Below are 18,641 nucleotides of genomic sequence, written 5' to 3'. Positions count from 1 at the left end.
GGCGTACGCATCGAGAGCATGATTCGAACCGAAGGACCGCGTCAGCGAAAAGTGGGAAGCGGTTTTCGGAAAAGATCATGCCCTTTAGAAAAGAGTTAGGTCAGAAGGGCGTTTCCATCAAACGTGATCCTGATCTAGGCGGTCTTGCATTCAGGCGGCGAAGAGGACCAAGGCATGCCGGGGGAAAACCCGCCTCGCGCGGGATCGGCCGTTTCCGGCGGCCATGACGATTCCGATAGCAATGGCTCCGTCACGACAGGCGGTGGCCTGAAGAGGCGCGTCGGCGCCCGCACCGCCGGCTTTCTTGCCACCTCAGCTCTTGCCGGCCCGCTCACCTCGTTTGCCGCCCATGCCGAGCCGGCCATTGCGCAGAAGGCCGGACTGTCGGTCAGCGCGGTCGAAGTCATCCAGCTCGCCATGTTCGTCGGCGTCATGGGCGCGGCACTGGTCTCGGCCATCTTCCTGATCCGCGAAAGAGCCCGCACCTCGGCGCAGAATGTCGAACTCAGAGCCCGCATTGCCGACGTCAATGCGGCGCTGCAGCGCTCCGAGGCGCTGCTCAATCTGCGTGACCAGCGCGTCATCGTCTGGGCGTCCGAGAACAAGAAGCCGGAGCTGATCGGCACGCTGCCGCTGGAAAGCGGTGCGCCGGACGACCGTGCAGCCTTCCTCGCCTTCGGCCGCTGGCTGATGCCGCGCTCGGCGGCGGCGCTCGAAAATGCCGTCGCTGGTCTGCGCGAGAAAGCGAAACCCTTTGATCTCGTGATCGAATCGCAGGCCGGGGCGCCGCTTGAAGTGCATGGCCGCAAGAGCGCCGCGCATGTGCTGGTGCGCTTCGTCTCGCTGTCGGAAACTCAGAGGAGCCAAGCCAGGCTGAAGATCGAGAACCAGCGTCTGGCCGCCGACTACGAGACCATGATCGGCCTGCTCGACGCCTTGCCGATGCCGGCCTGGCTGCGCGCCACCGACGGGCGGCTGAAATGGGTCAACCGTGCCTATGCCGGAGCGGTCGAGGCACCGAACGCCGAGACCGCCGTGCGCGAAGCCAAGGAATTCCTCGGCGCCCAAGCGCGCGAACAGATCGCCGCGCAGCACAAATCGCGCCCAATCTTCGAACAAACGCTGTCGACAGTGATCGAGGGCGACCGCCGCGTGTTCGCCGTCACCGACTTCGCCGGTGCGGACGGCTCGGCCGGCCTTGCCTGCGACACCAGCGCCACCGAAACCATTCGCGGCGAATATGAGCGCACGGTGCGCAGCCATGCCGACACGCTCGACCAGCTCAACACGGCGGTGGCGATCTTCGATGCCAACGAGAAGTTGCGCTTCTTCAACCAGGCGTTCCAGAAACTGTGGGGGCTGGACCCGGGCTTCCTGCACAGCGCGCCCGACAATGCGCTGCTGCTCGACCGGCTGCGCAGCGAAGGCAAGATCGCCGAGCAGCCGGAATGGCGGCGCTGGAAAGAAGGCCTGCTTGGCGCCTACCGCGCGGTGGAATCGCAAGAGCATTGGTGGCATCTGCCCGACGGGAAGACCATCCGCGTGGTGGCCAACCCGCAGCCGAAGGGCGGCGTGACCTGGGTGTTCGAGAACCTGACCGAGAAGATGGACCTCGAAAGCCGCTACCAGACGGCGGTGCGGGTCCAGGGCGAAACGCTCGACAATCTGGCCGAAGGCGTCGCGGTGTTCGGTCCCGATGGGCGGCTGCGCCTGTCGAACCCAGCCTTTGTCGCGCTGTGGGGACTGAGCCAGGATGTGATCAAGCCCAACGTCCATGTCTCGGCGATCCGCGATCTCAGCGACCAGCGCGCCGTAGACAGCCCGTGGGGCGGGTTCGTCGCCGCCATCACCGGTTTCGACGACGAGCGCCGCGACCGCCATGGCCAGACCGAACTGAAGAACGGCACAGTGCTCAGCTACGCCGTCATCCCGCTGCCCAACGGCCAGGTGATGATGACCTTTGTGGACGTCACCGACAGCGTCAATGTCGAGCGCGCGCTGAAGGACAAGAACGAAGCGCTGCAGAAATCCGACCAGCTGAAGAACGAGTTCGTGCAGCATGTCTCCTACGAGCTGCGCTCGCCGCTGACCAACATCATCGGCTTCACCGAGCTTCTGTCGCTGCCGGCGACCGGGCCGCTCAGCCCAAAGCAGCGCGAATATGTCGAGCATGTCGGCTCGTCATCCTCGGTGCTGCTCACCATCGTCAACGACATACTCGACCTCGCCACCGTCGACGCCGGCATCATGCAGCTCGACATTTCGGAAGTAAGCGTCGAGCGCACCATCGAGGCCGCGGCCGAACTGGTCGCCGACCGGCTGCAAGAGCATTCGATCAAGCTCCGGATCGACGCCGCTGCGGCGCCGAAAAGTTTTCACGGCGACGAGACCCGGGTTCGCCAGATCCTCTACAATCTGCTCAGCAACGCCGCCAATTACGCGCCGGAGGCGAGCACTATCACGCTTGCCTGCCGGCATTTGGAGCAAGGTGTGGAATTCTCCGTCCATGACAACGGCCCCGGCATGCCGCCGGACCTGCTCGATTCGGTGTTCCGCCGCTTCGAGCCGCGCACCAATGGCGGGCGCCGGCGCGGTGCGGGCTTAGGCCTGTCGATCGTCAAGAGCTTTGTCGAGCTGCACGGCGGCAGCGTGCGCATCGAGACCGGCAAGGACAAGGGCACCACCGTCATCTGCACCTTCCCCGATGCACCGTCGGGCATCCGCGCCGCGGCCGAGTAGCGCGCTCGATGACTGTTGTTGTGCTGGAGCGTTTTCTCGCAGACGAGGCTGCGACCGCAAGGCTCGGCGAAGACCTGGCCATGGCGCTGCGGCCGGGCGACGTGCTGGCGCTCAAGGGCGATCTCGGCGCCGGCAAGTCGACGCTGGCGCGGGCCCTGATCAGGGCGCTGGCCGATGATGCCGGCCTCGATGTGCCGAGCCCTACCTTCACCTTGGTGCAAAGCTACGACACGCGCATCCCCGTGCACCATTTCGATCTCTATCGCCTGTCCTCGGCCGGCGAGATGGACGAGCTGGGTTTCGACGAGGCGCTGCTGCAGGGCGCTGCCCTTGTCGAGTGGCCGGAACGGGCGGAGGCCGCTCTTCCGAGAACGTCGATCTGGATCGAACTCGTCCATCAGGACGAAGGACGATTGGCGAAACTATCGGGCCAAGGCGTTGCCTTCGAACGCGTGGCGCGATCGCTGGCGATGCGCGATTTCCTCAAAACGGCCGGTTGGGGCGACGCCGCGCGGCGCCATTTCGTCGGCGACGCCTCGGCGCGCTCTTACGAGATTGTTTCGCTCGCCGGCCTTGCGCCGCGCGTGCTGATGAATTCGCCAAGGCTGGTGCTGGGGCCGCCGGTGCGCGACGGCAAGCCCTATGCCGCGATCGCCCACACGGCGCAGTCGGTCACCGCTTTCGTCGCCATCGACAAGGCGCTGCTGGCGCAAGGTGTCAGTGTCCCAAAAATCCATGCCGAGGATCTCGAACGGGGCTTTCTGCTGCTGGAGCATCTGGGCTCGGAAGGTTTTCTCGACGACAATGATGAGCCGGTGGCCGAGCGCTACGCGGCAGCGGCCGAATTGCTGGCGATGATGCATGGGAAGACCTGGCCGCAGCGCATGGAGGCCTTGCCGGGCGTCTTCCACGAGGTGCCGCCCTTCGATCGCGCCGCCATGCTGATCGAAGCCGATCTCTTGGTCGATTGGTATGTGCCGATGGTGACCGGCAGCCCGGCAAGCGAGGCTTTACGCGCCGGCTATCACAGGGAATGGAACGCGGTTCTCGATCGGCTGGACACACAGGAATACACGCTGATGCTGCGCGACTTCCATTCGCCCAACATCATCTGGCGCGGTGACCGCAAAGGCCACGACCGGCTGGGCATCGTCGATGTCCAGGACGCGCTGATGGGTCCGGCGGCCTATGACGTTGCGTCGCTGGCCATGGATGCCCGCGTCACCGTTTCGCCCGATATCGAGCAGCGGACCGTGGACGCCTATGTCGCTGCGCGCCACGCCGCCGGCGGCTTCGATGAGGACGCCTTCCGCGCGGCCTATGCGATCATGGCGGCGCAGCGCAATTCGAAGATCCTCGGCATTTTCGTGCGGCTCGAAAAGCGCGACGGCAAGCCCTATTATCTCCGACACCTGCCGCGCATCCGCGATTATCTCAGGCGGGCGCTGGCGCACCCGGCGCTGGCTCAGTTGAAGGAGTTTTACATGGCACATGGCCTGCTGGAGGAACGGCTCCCGTGACCTTGACCACAGCGATGGTGCTGGCGGCTGGTCTTGGCAAGCGCATGCGGCCGATCACCGACACCATGCCGAAGCCGCTGGTGCGGATCGCCGGCAGGACCTTGCTCGACTGGGGGCTGGACAGTCTCGAAGCGGCCGGCGTCGAGAAAGCCATCGTCAACGTGCACTATCTGCCGGACCAGATCGTCGCCCATATCGCCCACAGGCGGGCGCCAAAGATCGTCATTTCCGACGAGCGCGACGCACTGCTGAATTCGGCGGGTGGCATCGTCAAGGCATTGCCGCTGCTGGGCAGCGACCCCTTCTACATCATCAACGCCGATACGTTCTGGATCGACAGCGGCCAGCCCAGCCTCGAGCGCCTTGCCCTTGCATGGGACGGCGCGAAAATGGATATTCTGCTGATGCTTACCGATCTCGACTCGGCCACCGGACACGGTGTCGGCACGGATTTCCTGATGGCGCCGGATGGCGGCCTGCGGCGCTCGAAAGGCGATCCGGCCGGGTTGATCTATGCCGGAGCGGCAATCGTCAATCCCGCCATCTTCAGGGATGCGCCGGCCGGGGCGCATTCGCTCAACACCTATTTCGACAAGGCAATCGCCTCTGGCCGTCTGTTCGGCATGCAGATGCGCGGAAGCTGGATCACCGTCGGCACTCCCGACGCCATTCCGCAGGCGGAAGCGGCCGCCGCCGAAGCTCTCGCGAAGGTGGTATGAGCGGCGCGCGCCGCGTTCTTTCGATCCCGCCCGGAGCGCCATTCCTGCCGACTCTGGCCGAGGCCTTGCTGGCCGGACGGCTGGTGCCCGGCTTCCGGTTCGACGGCGATCCGCTGGCGCTGGCTGATGTCACCATCTATGTGCCGACACGGCGCGCGGCCCGTGCGCTGCGCGGCGCCTTTGTCGACGCGCTTTCGGGACCGGGAGGGAGCCGCCGTTCGGCGATCCTGCCGGTCATCCGCCCGCTCGGAGAGTTCGACCAGGACGAAGCCGCCTTCGACGCCGGCACGCCGACCGAGCTTGAAATGGCGCCGCCGATCGCAGCCATCGAACGCCTGCTGCTGCTGGCGCCGCTGGTGCAGGCCTGGAAGCGCACCCTGCCGGCGCATGTCCTTGATATGTTCAACGAAGAGATTGTCGTGCCGGCCTCCGCCGCCGATGCGATCTGGCTGGCGCGCGACCTCGCCCGGCTCATGGACGAAATCGAAACCGAAGGCACGGACTGGACCAGGCTTGCCGATCTGGTCACCGGCAATCTTGCCGGTTGGTGGCTGGTGACGCTCGATTTCCTCCGTATCGTCACCGAGGCCTGGCCGAAATTGCTGGAGGAGCGCGACCGCTCCAACCCGGCCGCGCACCGCAATGCGCTGATCCGGCGCGAGGCGAAGCGGCTGGAACGCAACCCGCCCAAAGGCCCGGTGATCGCCGCCGGCTCGACGGGCTCTATTCCGGCCACGGCTGAACTGCTTGCCACGGTCGCCAGCCTGCCTAACGGCGCCGTGGTGCTGCCCGGGCTCGATGGGATGCTGGACGAACCGTCTTTTGCCGCGATTGCGGCGCCCGGTGCGCGGCCGGCACTGCTCGGCCACCCACAATACGGCATGGCCAAGCTGATCGGCAAGGTTGGCGTGCTGCGTGGCGATGTCGAGGAAGTGGTCGCCGCCGAGCCCGCACTGGTGCTCCGCGCGGCCCTTGTCGGCGAGGCGCTGCGTCCGGCCGAGACCACGGAACTATGGGCCGAGACCCGCATACGCTTCAACGCCCTGGATATCGCCGAGGCCTTCGCCGATGTGACGCTGGTCGAAGCCGCCAGCGAACGCGACGAGGCGGCGGCGATCGCCATCGCGCTGAAAACCGCCGTGGAACAGCCGGGGCACAGGGCAGCGCTCGTTACCGGCGACCGCGGGCTGGCGCGGCGCGTCTCGGCCGAGCTGTTGCGCTTCGGTGTGATCGCTGACGATTCCGGCGGCACGCCGCTCGCCAACACGCCTGCCGCCAGCCTGCTGCGGCTCACACTTCAAGCGGTATTCCGGCCCGGCGATCCCGTCGGCCTTTTGTCGCTGCTCAAGCATCCGCTGCTCGGGCTCGGACTTGAGCGCACCGGCGTGCGCCATGCCGCCGAGCTCATCGAACTCGTGGCGCTGCGCGGCGGCACCGGACGCCCCGACATCGCCGCCTTGCCAGCACTGTTCGAGGAGCGTCTCGCCGGGCTGAGCGGGGACAAGCGCCAGCCCTTCTGGTTTTCGCGCCTGAGCGTGCGCGGCATCGACGATGCCCGCGATATGCTGAGCCGGCTTGTGACGGCACTGGCGCCGCTGACCGCCTTTCGCGGTGAAGAGAATGCCGATCTTGTCGCGTTGACCAGAGCGAGCGTCGCCGCGCTGGAAAATCTCGGCCGCACGGCGGAGCGCAGCCTGGCTGAATTTTATGCCGGCGACGCCGGCGAGAAACTCGCCGAGCTGCTGCGCGGTGTGGTCGCGGCCTCGGCCTCGTTCGACTTCCCGGCCGACGAATGGCCTGATGTGATGGACGCGCTGGTAGCACCGGAAACGGTCAAGCCCGGGCAAGGCACCGACCGCAACATCGCCATTTGGGGGGCGCTGGAAGCGCGGCTGCAGAATGTCGACACGCTGGTCATTGGCGGGCTGAACGAGGGCGTGTGGCCACGCAAGCCGGAAAGCGATCGCTTCATGTCGCGGTTGATGAAGACCGGCATCGATCTCGAGCCGCCGGAGCGCCGTATCGGCCTTGCCGCCCACGACTTCCAGATGGCGATGGGGGCGAAAAAGGTGGTGCTGACGCGCTCCGCCCGAGCCGGCGACGCACCGGCGGTGCCGTCGCGCTGGCTGCAGCGCATCCTCACCTTCATCGGCAAGGATCCGGCGGCCGCATTGCGCGGGCGCGGCGACGAATTGCTTGCCTGGGCGCGCGCGCTCGATGCCGGCGAGCGGCAGCATTTCGCGCCGCGACCGCAGCCGAAACCGCCGCTGAGCATGCGGCCCACCCACTTCTCGGTGACCGAGATCGAGACGCTGCGCCGCGACCCCTATGCGGTCTATGCCAAGCGTATTCTGAGCCTTCTGCCGCTCGAGCCGGTGATCCGCGATCCCGGTGCGGCCGAGCGCGGCACGCTGTTTCATGACATCCTGCATCTGTTCTCGACAGAGGTGGCGGATCCCCGCGCGCCCGAAGCTCTGGAACGCCTCATCGCTGCCGGCCGGACCTGCTTTGCCGAGATCGCCCTGCCCGCCGACGTCGAGGCTGTGTGGTGGCCGCGCTTCGAAAAGCTTGCCGCCAACATCATCGAATGGGAGCGCGGCCGCGCTCCCGCCGTCGCCCGGCGGCATGCCGAGGAGCGCGCCGAAAAGACCGCTGTCGGCCGCACCGGCGTGACGCTGTCCGGCTATGCCGACCGCGTCGACCTTTTGGCCGGTGGCATGGCCGACATTCTCGACTACAAGACCGGCTCGTCCCCGTCCAAGGCGCAGGCCCACACGCTGCTGGCGCCACAGCTGGCGCTCGAAGGGGCGCTGCTCCGGCGCGGCGCCTTCAAGGGGCTTGGCGCGCGCGAGCCCTCCCAGCTCGCATTCGTGCGGCTGAAGCCAAATGGCGAAGTGTTCGAGGAATCCATCCTCGACTACAACCGCCAGCCTCGGACCGCCGAAGACCTCGCCGAGGAGGCTTGGGCGCGGTTGGAAAAGCTGCTGGTCCACTATGCCGATCCGACGACCGGCTATCTGTCGCGGGCGCTGCCTTTTCGCGAGGGCGAGAGCGATGGCGATTACGACCATCTGGCGCGCGTGCTCGAATGGTCGGCCGGCGGCGACAGCGATGACGAAGCGGGGGAGGCATGAAAAAAGCCTATCCCATCCCCAGCGAAACCGCCGCCAGCCAGGCGCGCGCCTCCGACCCGAAGAACTCGGCCTGGGTGTCCGCCAATGCCGGCTCGGGCAAGACGCATGTGCTGGCCCAGCGCGTCATCCGGCTGCTGCTCAACGGCACCGATCCGTCGAAGATCCTGTGCCTGACCTATACGCGGGCGGCCGCCGCCAACATGTCGAACCGCGTGTTCTCGACCCTGTCGGAATGGACGGCGCTCGGCGATGCCGAGCTTGCCACAAAGATTGAGGCGGTGGACGGCCGCCGACCCGACCGCGACACGATGCGGCGGGCGCGCCGGCTGTTTGCCGAAGCGCTGGAAACGCCGGGCGGGCTGAAGATCCAGACCATCCACGCCTTCTGCGAATCGGTGCTGCACCAGTTTCCGCTGGAGGCCAACATCCCGGCGCATTTCGAAATGCTCGATCCGCAGATGGAGGCCTCGCTGTTTGCTGGCGCCCGCCGGGACATGATTTCGGGCACGTCAGCCGGAGACACCGGACTGGCCGAGGCCTTTGCCACCGTGCTGGAGCGCGGCGGAGAACACGGGCTCGATGCGCTGCTCGCCGAAATCGTTCGCAAGCGCGACGGCTTACGCGGCTTCATCGATGCGGTCCGGCGCGACGGCGCCGAATTTCGGGCCCTGTTCGACGAATTCCATTTCCGCCCCGGGCAGAACGCCGAAGACATAGCGGCATCGGTATGGCCGCTGCCGGGTTTCCTGCTGGACTTCTTTGCAGTGTTCGCCAGTGCCGCCGAGGCCGCCGACGCCCGCACCGTGCTCAACAATCTCTTGCCCTATGCCCGCTTGGCCTTTGCCGAGACGGACCCGACCCGCCGGCTGCAGATGCTCGGCAAAGCCTTTCTCAAGGCCGATGGCGACCCCTATGATCCCTCGAAGTTGTTCAAGAAGGCGCTGCTCGGCCGGCTGCCCGACCTTCCCGAGCGCTATCTGGCGGCCGTCAAGGCGATAACAGAGGTCTCCGACCGGCTGGCGCTGTTCCGGATGCTGGAAGGCACGGTCGCGGCGTTGACCATAGCCGACTGGCTGATCGTGCGGTACGAGCGCCTGAAGCGCAGCCGCGGCTTTCTCGACTTCAACGACCTCATCACCCGCACCGTCAACCTTCTGGCGCGGCCGGATGCCGGACCCTGGGTGCAGTACAAGCTCGACCAGGGTATCGACCACATCCTGCTGGACGAGGCGCAGGACACCAGCCCCGACCAATGGGAGGTGGTGAAGCGGCTGGCGGAGGAGTTCTATGCCGGCCACGGCCAGCGCGGCACGACCAATCGCACGGTGTTCGCCGTCGGCGACGAAAAGCAGTCGATCTATTCCTTTCAGGGTGCCGCGCCGGAATCCTTCGCCGACAGCCGGCTCTTGTTTTCCGGACGTGTGAACGCCGCCAATGCTTCGTTTGCCGACCTGAAACTGACCTGGTCGTTCCGGTCGACCGACGACGTGCTTGCCGCCGTCGACCGCGTCTTTGCCGATCCGGGCGTGCGGCGCGGCATCAGCCATGACCCCGATCCGCTCGACCACAAGGCGATCCGCAACGACGCGCCTGGCTATGTCGAGGTCTGGCCGTCGCTCGGCGCTGACGCCGTCGAGGAGCCCGACGACTGGACGTTGCCGGTCAATCATGCCAGCGCGCCGGCTGTGCGGGTGGCCGAGCACGTGGCTGCGATCATCCAGGCCTGGCTCAAGGACCGCGAGATCATCGAGGGCAAGGGACGCAGGCTGAGGGCCGGCGACATTCTTGTGCTGGTGCGCAAGCGCGACCGCTTCGTCCATGCGCTGTCGCGCGCGCTGAAGGACCGCGATATTCCCGTTGCCGGCGCCGACCGGCTGAGCCTGCCCGGCCACATCGCGGTCAAGGACCTGATCGCACTCGGCCATTTCCTCATCCAGCCGCAGGATGACCTGTCGCTCGCCGCCGTGCTGCGCAGCCCGGTTTTCGACGTGTCGGAGGAGACGCTTTTTACGCTTGGCGCCGGACGGCCAGCCGGAACATCGCTGATCGCCTCATTACGCCAGCATGCTGGCGACAATACCGCGCTGACCGATGTCGTTGCCCGGCTCGACGGCTGGGCCAACGAGGCGGCGTTCCGGCCGGTGTTCGAATTCTACGCCGGGGTGCTGGCGCGCGACGGCCTGCGCAAGAAGATGATCGCCCGGCTTGGACCGGAAGCCGGCGATATTCTCGACGAGTTCCTGAGTTTCTGTCTGGCCGAAGAACGCACCGGCTTGCCGGGGCTGGAGGCTTTCCTGGCGACGCTGGAAAACACCGGCCCGGAGATCAAGCGCGAGATGGACCAGACGCGCGACGAGGTCCGCGTCATGACCGTGCATGCCGCCAAGGGCCTGGAAGCGCCTGTTGTCTTCCTGGTCGATGGCGGTTCGGCGCCGTTCAGCGACCAGCATCTGCCGCGGCTCATGCCGTTCGACGCTTCGGGCCGCAATTTCGACGGCAAGGGCTATCTCTGGCGCTCGGCCGCCGATGTCGCGAACGGCTTCTCCAAGGCGGCCTCGGCCAGGGCGCGGGAGCTTGCCGACGACGAATACCGGCGGCTGCTCTATGTCGGCATGACGCGCGCCGAGGACCGGCTGATCGTCTGCGGCTATCACGGCAAGCGTCAGCCCAGCACCGGCACCTGGCATTCGATCGTCAGCCGCGCGCTGACAGGTGCACCCGAAAGCACCGAGCGCCGCCACCCCGCCAGCAGCGAGCCGGTGCACCGTTTCGTCATGACCAAGCTTCCGCCGGTGGCGCAAGCGGCAGCCGACGAGTCGCGGCTGCCGCAACAGGTGCCGCCGCTGCCGGTGGGCTTGTTCCGGCCCTTGCCGCCTTATGAGGAGCTGCCGCGCCCGCTGTCGCCTTCCGGCGCGTCGGCGCTGATCGACGAGGGCAAGGAGGCGGTCGTCGATACGCGTTCGCCGGTGCTGGACAGCGAAGCGGAGCCCGGTTTTGCCGTGATGCGCGGGCTGGCGCTGCACAAGCTGCTGCAGATGCTGCCCGGTTTTGCCGAAGACGAACAGCAAGGCGCGGCGGCGCAGTATCTCATTCGAGCCGGCGCCGACTGGCCGGAGGCCGAGCGCAACAAGGCGCTGGCTTCGGTGATGGCGATCCTCAGAGATTCGCGTTTTGCCGGGCTGTTTTCGCCCTCGTCCCGCGCCGAAGTGGCCGTCATGGGCAGTATCGAGGTCAAGGGCAGGCTGCGCTCGATCTCCGGCAAGATCGACCGGCTGGCGGTGACGCCCGGGCGCGTATCGATCGTCGACTACAAGACCAACCGGCCGGCGCCCGCAGGCCTGGCCCAGGTGCCGCCGGCCTATATACTGCAGCTGGCGCTCTACCGCGCGCTGCTCAAGCCGCTTTACCCCGGCCGCGCAGTGACGGCGGCGCTGCTGTTTACCGAGGCACCGAGGCTTATCGAACTGCCGGCGCAGGCGATGGATGACGCCCTTGCCCGACTCACGGGAGCGTGACACAAGTTCTGCTTGAAGAAGGGCTGCTCAACCACCACATTTGGTGCGAGATAAATTTCGAAAGGATTTCGCATGGCCACCGTCAAGGTCGACAAGAGCAATTTCCAGGCCGATGTGCTCAACGCCTCGCAGCCCGTCGTCGTGGATTTCTGGGCCGAATGGTGCGGCCCCTGCAAGATGATCGGTCCGTCGCTGGAAGAGATCGCCAACGAACTCGGCGACAAGATCAAGATCGCCAAGCTGAACATCGACGAGAACCCCGAGCTTGCCGCCCAGTTCGGCGTGCGCTCGATCCCGACGCTGATGATCTTCAAGGGCGGCGAAGTCGCCGACATGAAGGTCGGCGCCGCGCCGAAGACCGCGCTGTCGCACTGGATCAATGGCAGCCTCGCCTGATCTGGCCTTGTTTTGATGCATGTCGTCCTCCCAAAACCGGGACCACTTTTGGGCGACCTGCATTAGTTCCCGAGATCGAAGCCCGGCCCTCGCGCCGGGCTTTTTCTTTGGCGTCATCGCCCGGCCGCCTCTGGCCCTCGCATCGGCGCACTCCATGTCATCTGCTTGAGGCAGGACAGGGAGAAACAGAATGACCGGATCCGCCAAGGCCACCGTCTTCATCGACAATGAGCGCGTCATCGTCACCGAATACCGCTTCCAGCCCGGCGACAACACCGGCTGGCATCGCCACGGCCACGACTATGTCGTGGTGCCGCTGATGGACGGCAAGGTGAAGCTGGTGACCAAGGACGGCGAGAGTTTTGCCGAGATGAAGAAGGGTGCGCCCTATTTCCGAAAGGAGGGCGTCGAACACGACGTCATTAGCGCCAATGACGGCGAGTATGCCTTCATCGAGATTGAGCTAAGGTGATGGCTTGCCATCCTCTGCCATCTTGATGGCTCGTCCTAAATGGGGGATATATTTTCTCGAAGGTATTTTGAAATGGCCGAACCCCGGCTTTCCGTCCGCAGCGCAAAAGCACGAGATCTTGCGCATCGTCTTGCTCATCGCGAAAACCGCTCGATAGCGGATATCGTCGAACGCGCGCTTGAATCCTATGAGATTCGGGAGGCGGGGCGAGAACCGGCGTCCACCTTCTACTCCCGCCTGACGGCAAGCAGTGGCGCGGATATCGATCTGGAAGAAATCATCCGAAAAAGCCGCAAGGTCCATACAGGGCCGGAGCTTTGATCCTCGTCGACACCAACACAGCTCACCAGTCGGCGATGCGGTCGCCGCCGGCGAATTGCGCGCTTTTTGCGGTGTATTCGAACAGCTCGATCTTCACGCCGTTGGGATCTCGGATCCAGGCCTGAAAGGTGTCGTCGCAGGCATGCTTCTTGGCGGTAACGTCGATGCTCTTCGATTTGATGTGGGCGATCGCCGCGTCTAGATCTTCGACCTCAAGGCAGAAATGATTGATCTGGTTCTGCTCGCTATATGCAGTGCCGTCCTTCTGGAACACCTCGACATGGCTGCGGCCGCCGCAATTGAGGTAGAAGCCGAAGATCTTGCCGTCGCGCAGGAAATTGAACCGGGTGTCGAGGCCAAGCACGTCGCGGTAGAAGCTTCGCGTCGCTTCGAGGTCGTGCGCAAAGATGCAGACATGGGCGAGCTGCTTGACCTTGATCATGTTCGGCTCCTCGCAGTGAATAGCTTCAGGTCGGCGGCGTGCCGTTCTCGGCCAGCACCGCGCCGGCAAGATACAAGGAACCGCCGATCAGGATGCGCGGCGCCGGCCCATCCCAGGTGTCGCGCAACAGCATCAGCGCGCTGGCGACGGAACTAACCGGTTCAGCGGTGAGGCCGGCTTCGGTCGCCCGCACCGCCAGCTCGTCATTCGGCACGCCGGCATCGCTCCTGCTCACCGGCACGGTGTAGACATGCCGTGCCAGGCCCTTGAAGGCGTGGAAGTAGCCGCTCTGGTCCTTGGTGTTGATCATGCCGGAGATCAGAAACAGCGGCCGCGGGTTCTTTTCCTCCTGCTCGGCCAGCGCCTCGGCAATGACCATGCCGGCGCCCGGATTGTGGCCGCCGTCGAGCCAGATGTCGGCGCCCTTGGGCGCCAGCTCCATCAGCCGGCCCTGTACCAGTTTCTGCATGCGGCCCGGCCATGCGACGCTCGCCATCGCCTTCTCAGTGGCGCGATGACTGATTTCGAAACCGGCGGCCTTGACGGCGGCAATCGCTGCCGCCGCATTGGCGAACTGGTGGCGCCCGGGCAGGCGCGGTGGCGGCAGGTCCATCAGCCCGTCCTCATCCTGATAGACCATGCGGCCGTTTTCCTCGAAGGCGAGAAAATCCTGGCCGTAGACGAAGGTCGGGCAATCCAGCCGCTCGGCGGTTTCGATCAGCACTTGCAGCGCCGTCTCGCTCTCCTGCGCGCCGATGACCACCGGGCAGCCGCGCTTCATGATGCCGGCCTTTTCGGCGGCGATCAGTTCGACCCGGTCGCCGAGATAGGCTTCGTGATCCATCGACACCGGCATGATCACCGACACCGCCGGCCGGGCAACGACATTGGTGGCGTCGAAGCGGCCGCCAAGGCCGACCTCGATGATGGCGGCGGCAGCCGGATGTTCGGAAAACAGGATGAAGGTGACGGCGGTTAGGATTTCGAAGACGGTGATCTTCTGGCCTTGATTGGCCCGGGCGACGCGGGCGATGGCCTCGGCGAAGGTCTCGTCGTCGACCAGCCGGCCGCCGCCCTCGGCCGCCAGTCGGTAGCGCTCGGCCCAGTTCACCAGATGCGGCGAAGTGTGGACATGGACAAGGTGGCCGCCGGCTTCCAGCAGCGCGCGCGAAAAGGCCGCGCACGAGCCCTTACCGTTGGTGCCGGCGATATGGATGACCGGCGGCAGCCGCTCCTGCGGATTGCCAAGGCGTTCGAGCAGCCTTGTGATGCGGTCGAGCGAAAGGTCGAAGCCTTTCGGATGCAGCGCCATCAGGGCTTCGATTTCACGATCTGCGGCAAGCGTTGTCATGAGCGAATCCTACGCATGCGCGCAGGTGCACGCAATCGCGGTTTGCGGCCAGAAATGTCGCGTCAGGCCTGCGGGCGGGCTTCCGTCGGGATGACCGACGGCGGCAGGATTTCCGGCTCCAGCGGCTTTTGCTCCTGCGGCAGTTTGAGCAGGATTTTCAACAGCCGTGAAATCGTCTCGCGCAGTTCCAGCCGCGACACCACCATATCGACCATGCCGTGCTCCATCAGATATTCGGAGCGCTGGAAACCGTCCGGCAGTTTCTCCCGGATAGTCTGCTCGATGACGCGCGGGCCCGCGAAGCCGATCAGCGCGCCGGGCTCGGCGATATGCACGTCGCCCAGCATGGCGTAGGAGGCGGTGACGCCGCCGGTGGTCGGGTTGGTCAAGACGACGATGTATGGGAGGCCGGCTTCCTTCAGCCGATCGACGCCGATCGTGGTGCGCGGCAACTGCATCAGCGACAAGATGCCTTCCTGCATACGCGCGCCACCGGAGGCGGCAAACAGGATCAGCGGCCGCTTGCGCTGCAAGGCGACCTCGAAACCGTGCACAATGGCGTCACCCGCGGCCATGCCGAGCGAGCCGCCCATGAAGGCGAAATCCTGCACCGTCACTACAACCGGCAGGCCCTCGACCGTGCCCAGCGCATTGATGATGGCGTCTTCCAGGCCGGTCTTGGCCTTGGCGTCCTTCAGCCGGTCCGTGTAGCGCTTCTCGTCGCGGAACTTGAGCGGGTCCTGCATGACCTTGGGGTTCTCAAGCTGCTCGTATTTGCCGTCGTCGAGGAAGAATTTCAGCCGTTCCTTGGCCGAAATCTTCATGTGATGGCCCGATGACGGGATGACGAACTGGTTGGATTCCAGGTCCTTGTGAAACACCATCTCGCCGGTCTCGGGATCCTTGATCCAGAGATTCTCGGGCATGTCGGTGCGCCGGCCGAGCATCGAATTGATCCTCGGGCGAACGTAATTGGTGATCCAGTTCATCGCTTCGGCTCCTGTCCTGACGAAGAGTTGGTTCGTGCATGTCGCCCAAAAGTGGGAACCGGTTTTGGGATAACGACTTGCACAAGGCCTAAGTAGGGAAACTATTCGGCAGCAGCAAGGCGGGCCGAACGCACGCCCTGAGACAGTCCGCTGACCAGGGTGGCGACGGCCTCGGCCGGGTCGGCGGTCTTCTCGCCCTTCGGTCCCAACACATTGGCGACCGCGTTGACGATCGCGGTGCCGACGACGACGCCATCGGCATTGGCGCCGATGATGCGCGCCTGCTCGGCGGTCTTGACGCCGAAGCCGACGCAGACTGGCAAGTTGGTGTGGCCCTTGATGCGCTTGACCGCGGCGGCAACCTTGCCGGTGTCGGCCAAAGCCGAGCCGGTGATGCCGGTCATCGACACGTAATAGACGAAGCCCGACGTATTCTGCAGCACCTTGGGCAGGCGCTTGTCATCGGTGGTCGGCGTTGCCAGGCGGATGAAGTTGATGCCGGCCTTCAGCGCAGGGATACAGAGTTCCTCATCCATCTCCGGTGGCAGGTCGACGACGATCAGCCCGTCAATGCCGCTGGCAATCGCGTCCTTAAGGAAGCGGTCGACGCCGTAGATGTAGATCGGGTTGTAATAGCCCATCAGGACGATCGGCGTCTCATTGTCGCCAGCGCGGAAATCAGCCGCCGTCTGCAGCGTCTTGACCAGCGTCTGGCCACCTTTCAGCGCGCGCAGGCCCGCGGCCTGGATCGCCGGGCCGTCGGCCATCGGATCGGAAAACGGCATGCCCATTTCGATGATGTCGGCGCCGGCCTTCGGCAGCGCCTTCATGATCGACAAAGCGGTGTCGTAGTCCGGGTCGCCGCTCATGAAATAGGTAACGAGCGCCGGGCGTCCCTCGGCTTTTAGTTTTGCCATGCGGCGGTCGATGCGGGTCACCATGATCAGATCTCCATGCCCAGCATCGAGGCCACTGTGTGCACATCCTTGTCGCCGCGTCCCGACAGGTTGACGATGACGATCTGGTCCTTGTCCATATCCGGCACGATCTTGACCGCATGGGCGATGGCGTGCGCGGATTCCAGCGCCGGGATGATGCCTTCGACGCGTGTCGTCAGCTTGAAGGCTTCCAGCGCCTCGTCGTCGAGGATCGGCACGTATTCGACGCGGCCGGAATCGCGCAGCCAGGAATGTTCGGGGCCGACGCCGGGATAGTCGAGGCCGGCTGAGATCGAATGGCCGTCGAGGATCTGGCCGTCGGCGTTCTGCAGGAGATAGGTGCGGTTGCCGTGCAGCACGCCGGGCGCGCCGGCATTCATCGAGGCGCAATGCTCGATGCCGTCAAGGCCGCGGCCGCCGGCTTCGATGCCGATGATGCGGACTTCTTTGTCATCCAGGAACGGATGGAACAGGCCGATGGCGTTCGAGCCGCCGCCGACAGCGGCGATGATGGTGTCGGGTAGCCGGCCTTCCTGTTCGAGGATCTGGGCGCGCGCCTCGATGCCGATCACCGACTGGAAGTCGCGTACCAGCTCCGGATAGGGATGCGGACCTGCGGCGGTGCCGATCAGATAATAAGTGTCCTCGACATTGGTGACCCAGTCGCGCAACGCTTCGTTCATGGCGTCCTTCAGCGTGCCGTGACCGGCGGTCACCGGCCGCACTTCGGCGCCGAGCAGCTTCATGCGGAAGACGTTGGGGCTTTGGCGGGCGACGTCGGTGGCGCCCATATAAACGACGCAGGGAAAGCCGAAGCGCGCCGCGACCGTGGCCGCGGCAACGCCGTGCTGGCCGGCGCCCGTCTCGGCGATGATGCGCTTCTTGCCCATGCGCTTGGCCAGCAGGATCTGGCCGAGGCAATTGTTGATCTTGTGCGAACCGGTGTGGTTCAGGTCCTCGCGCTTGAAATAGACTTTTGCGCCGCCCCCGAGGCCCTTCGCCGAGGAAACCTCACGAAGGTGTTTTGTGAGCCCTTCGGCGAAATACAGCTTTGATGGCCGACCGGCATAATGGGTCGACAGGTCGGTCAGTTCGGCCTTGAAGTCCGGATCGTTCTTGACCTCGTTCCAGTGCCGTTCGAGGTCGAGGATCAGCGGCATCAGCGTCTCGGCCACGAAGCGGCCCCCGAAGATGCCGAACATGCCCTGTTCGTCGGGTCCCGTGCGGAAGGAATTGGGTGTCGCCGGCTTGTTCATCGCCGATCTCCTGGTCTTGGTTCTGAGCATGTCTTATCGGAAAACCGGTTCCCACTTCTCCGGAACATGCTCGGGTTCGAAAGAAGTGCCTCAGGCAGCGCGGTCGTCGCGCGCGGCCCTGACGGCCCGGAAGAACTGCTCGATCAGCGCCGGATCCTTGACGCCCGGGCCGCTTTCCACCCCCGACGAAATGTCTATCGCGGGCGGATTGGCTGATATCAGGGCGTCGCCGATATTGGCGGCGTTGAGCCCACCGGAAAGCATGTAATCGAGCCCGGCGTCAAGGCCGGCCAGGATGCGCCAGTCAAAGGCGACGCCATTGCCGCCCGGAAGTTGCGAGCCCTTTGGTGGCTTGGCATCGAACATGAAGCGATCGGCAACGCCGATGAACGGCTTTAGCCGCTCGAGATCGGCTACCTCACTGACGGAGAACACCTTCATGACAGGCAGGCCGTAGCGAGCTTTCACCTCGGCCACCCGCTCGGGCGTCTCCGTGCCGTGCAACTGCAGCATGTCGGGGCGCATCTTTGCGACGATCTCATCCAGGAACGCGTCATCGGCATCGACCGTCACGGCGACCGCCCTGGCCTTGCCGATTGCCGCCTCGCGCAGGCGGCCGGCTGCCGCAGGCTCGACATAGCGCGGGCTTTTAGCAAAGAAGATGAAGCCGACATGGCTGGCGCCGCCGGCCAGGGCCGCGGCCATTGCCTCATCGGTCTTCAATCCACAGATCTTGATATCGAGCGCCATGGCGCGGGGCTTGGCACGAAACCGGCCAAGAGTCGAGAAAAAGCATGCTGTTTGCCGGCAACGCCAAAGGCGCTACCTATTGATGGGAGAAGCAAGGCG

The 18,641-nt window shown here is 65.1% G+C and carries 14 protein-coding genes; 8 read left to right on the top strand and 6 right to left on the bottom strand.

Translation table 11 applies throughout. The annotated features are described in order from the left end of the window. The first annotated feature begins 174 nt into the window (after window positions 1-174). From AC3CCE_RS13695 to AC3CCE_RS13660, 8 genes are all read left to right on the top strand, one after another. Entirely contained in the window at window positions 175-2,739 is a 2,565-nt protein-coding gene (locus tag AC3CCE_RS13695; protein WP_352625060.1) for a sensor histidine kinase, read from the top strand. A gap of 8 nt (window positions 2,740-2,747) precedes the next feature. Further along, entirely contained in the window at window positions 2,748-4,259 is a 1,512-nt protein-coding gene (tsaE, locus tag AC3CCE_RS13690) for a tRNA (adenosine(37)-N6)-threonylcarbamoyltransferase complex ATPase subunit type 1 TsaE (protein ID WP_352625062.1), read from the top strand. A gap of 14 nt (window positions 4,260-4,273) precedes the next feature. Further along, window positions 4,274-4,978, top strand: a complete 705-nt coding sequence (locus AC3CCE_RS13685) for a nucleotidyltransferase family protein (protein ID WP_031197320.1) — start codon at window positions 4,274-4,276, stop codon at window positions 4,976-4,978. Beyond that, window positions 4,975-8,112: a double-strand break repair protein AddB gene (gene addB, locus AC3CCE_RS13680; RefSeq protein ID WP_352625064.1), complete on the top strand. Its 3,138-nt coding sequence runs from the start codon at window positions 4,975-4,977 to the stop codon at window positions 8,110-8,112. The genes AC3CCE_RS13685 and addB overlap by 4 nt, the downstream gene beginning before the upstream one ends. After that, the gene (gene addA, locus AC3CCE_RS13675) at window positions 8,109-11,627 is read left to right on the top strand and encodes a double-strand break repair helicase AddA (protein ID WP_352625066.1); all 3,519 of its coding nucleotides are present in this window, start codon (window positions 8,109-8,111) and stop codon (window positions 11,625-11,627) included. The genes addB and addA overlap by 4 nt, the downstream gene beginning before the upstream one ends. 72 nt (window positions 11,628-11,699) lie before the next feature. After that, complete coding sequence (trxA, locus tag AC3CCE_RS13670) at window positions 11,700-12,023, top strand: thioredoxin (RefSeq protein ID WP_023672297.1); 324 nt, start codon at window positions 11,700-11,702, stop codon at window positions 12,021-12,023. A 190-nt stretch (window positions 12,024-12,213) separates the two neighbouring features. Next, a complete protein-coding gene (locus tag AC3CCE_RS13665; RefSeq protein ID WP_023696001.1) occupies window positions 12,214-12,495 on the top strand; it encodes a cupin domain-containing protein in 282 nt (93 codons plus the stop codon). 72 nt (window positions 12,496-12,567) lie between these two features. Further along, window positions 12,568-12,816: a hypothetical protein gene (locus tag AC3CCE_RS13660; protein ID WP_023696002.1), complete on the top strand. Its 249-nt coding sequence runs from the start codon at window positions 12,568-12,570 to the stop codon at window positions 12,814-12,816. A 22-nt stretch (window positions 12,817-12,838) separates the two neighbouring features. Here the strand turns inward: AC3CCE_RS13660 and AC3CCE_RS13655 are convergent, their stop codons facing one another. The 6 genes from AC3CCE_RS13655 to AC3CCE_RS13630 all read right to left on the bottom strand — a co-directional run bounded on the left by AC3CCE_RS13655 (window position 12,839) and on the right by AC3CCE_RS13630 (window position 18,542). Then, a complete protein-coding gene (locus AC3CCE_RS13655; RefSeq protein ID WP_023696003.1) occupies window positions 12,839-13,258 on the bottom strand; it encodes a VOC family protein in 420 nt (139 codons plus the stop codon). A gap of 25 nt (window positions 13,259-13,283) precedes the next feature. Next, window positions 13,284-14,609 (bottom strand): bifunctional folylpolyglutamate synthase/dihydrofolate synthase, encoded by a 1,326-nt coding sequence (locus AC3CCE_RS13650; protein WP_023696004.1) that lies wholly within the window; start codon window positions 14,607-14,609, stop codon window positions 13,284-13,286. Between the two features lie 62 nt (window positions 14,610-14,671). Further along, entirely contained in the window at window positions 14,672-15,598 is a 927-nt protein-coding gene (gene accD / locus AC3CCE_RS13645) for an acetyl-CoA carboxylase, carboxyltransferase subunit beta (RefSeq protein ID WP_023687437.1), read from the bottom strand. Window positions 15,599-15,699: 101 nt separating this feature from the next. Further along, window positions 15,700-16,539 (bottom strand): tryptophan synthase subunit alpha, encoded by an 840-nt coding sequence (trpA, locus tag AC3CCE_RS13640; protein ID WP_023687438.1) that lies wholly within the window; start codon window positions 16,537-16,539, stop codon window positions 15,700-15,702. Between the two features lie 2 nt (window positions 16,540-16,541). Next, window positions 16,542-17,792 carry a tryptophan synthase subunit beta gene (gene trpB / locus AC3CCE_RS13635; protein WP_023681393.1) on the bottom strand — a complete coding sequence of 417 codons (1,251 nt, stop codon included), beginning with the start codon at window positions 17,790-17,792 and terminating at the stop codon, window positions 16,542-16,544. A 90-nt stretch (window positions 17,793-17,882) separates the two neighbouring features. After that, window positions 17,883-18,542, bottom strand: a complete 660-nt coding sequence (locus AC3CCE_RS13630) for a phosphoribosylanthranilate isomerase (RefSeq protein ID WP_023681392.1) — start codon at window positions 18,540-18,542, stop codon at window positions 17,883-17,885. Between the last annotated feature and the right edge of the window lie 99 nt (window positions 18,543-18,641).

The organism is Mesorhizobium sp. P160187 (genome assembly GCF_057766425.1).
This window is presented reverse-complemented; position numbering and strand designations above follow the sequence as displayed.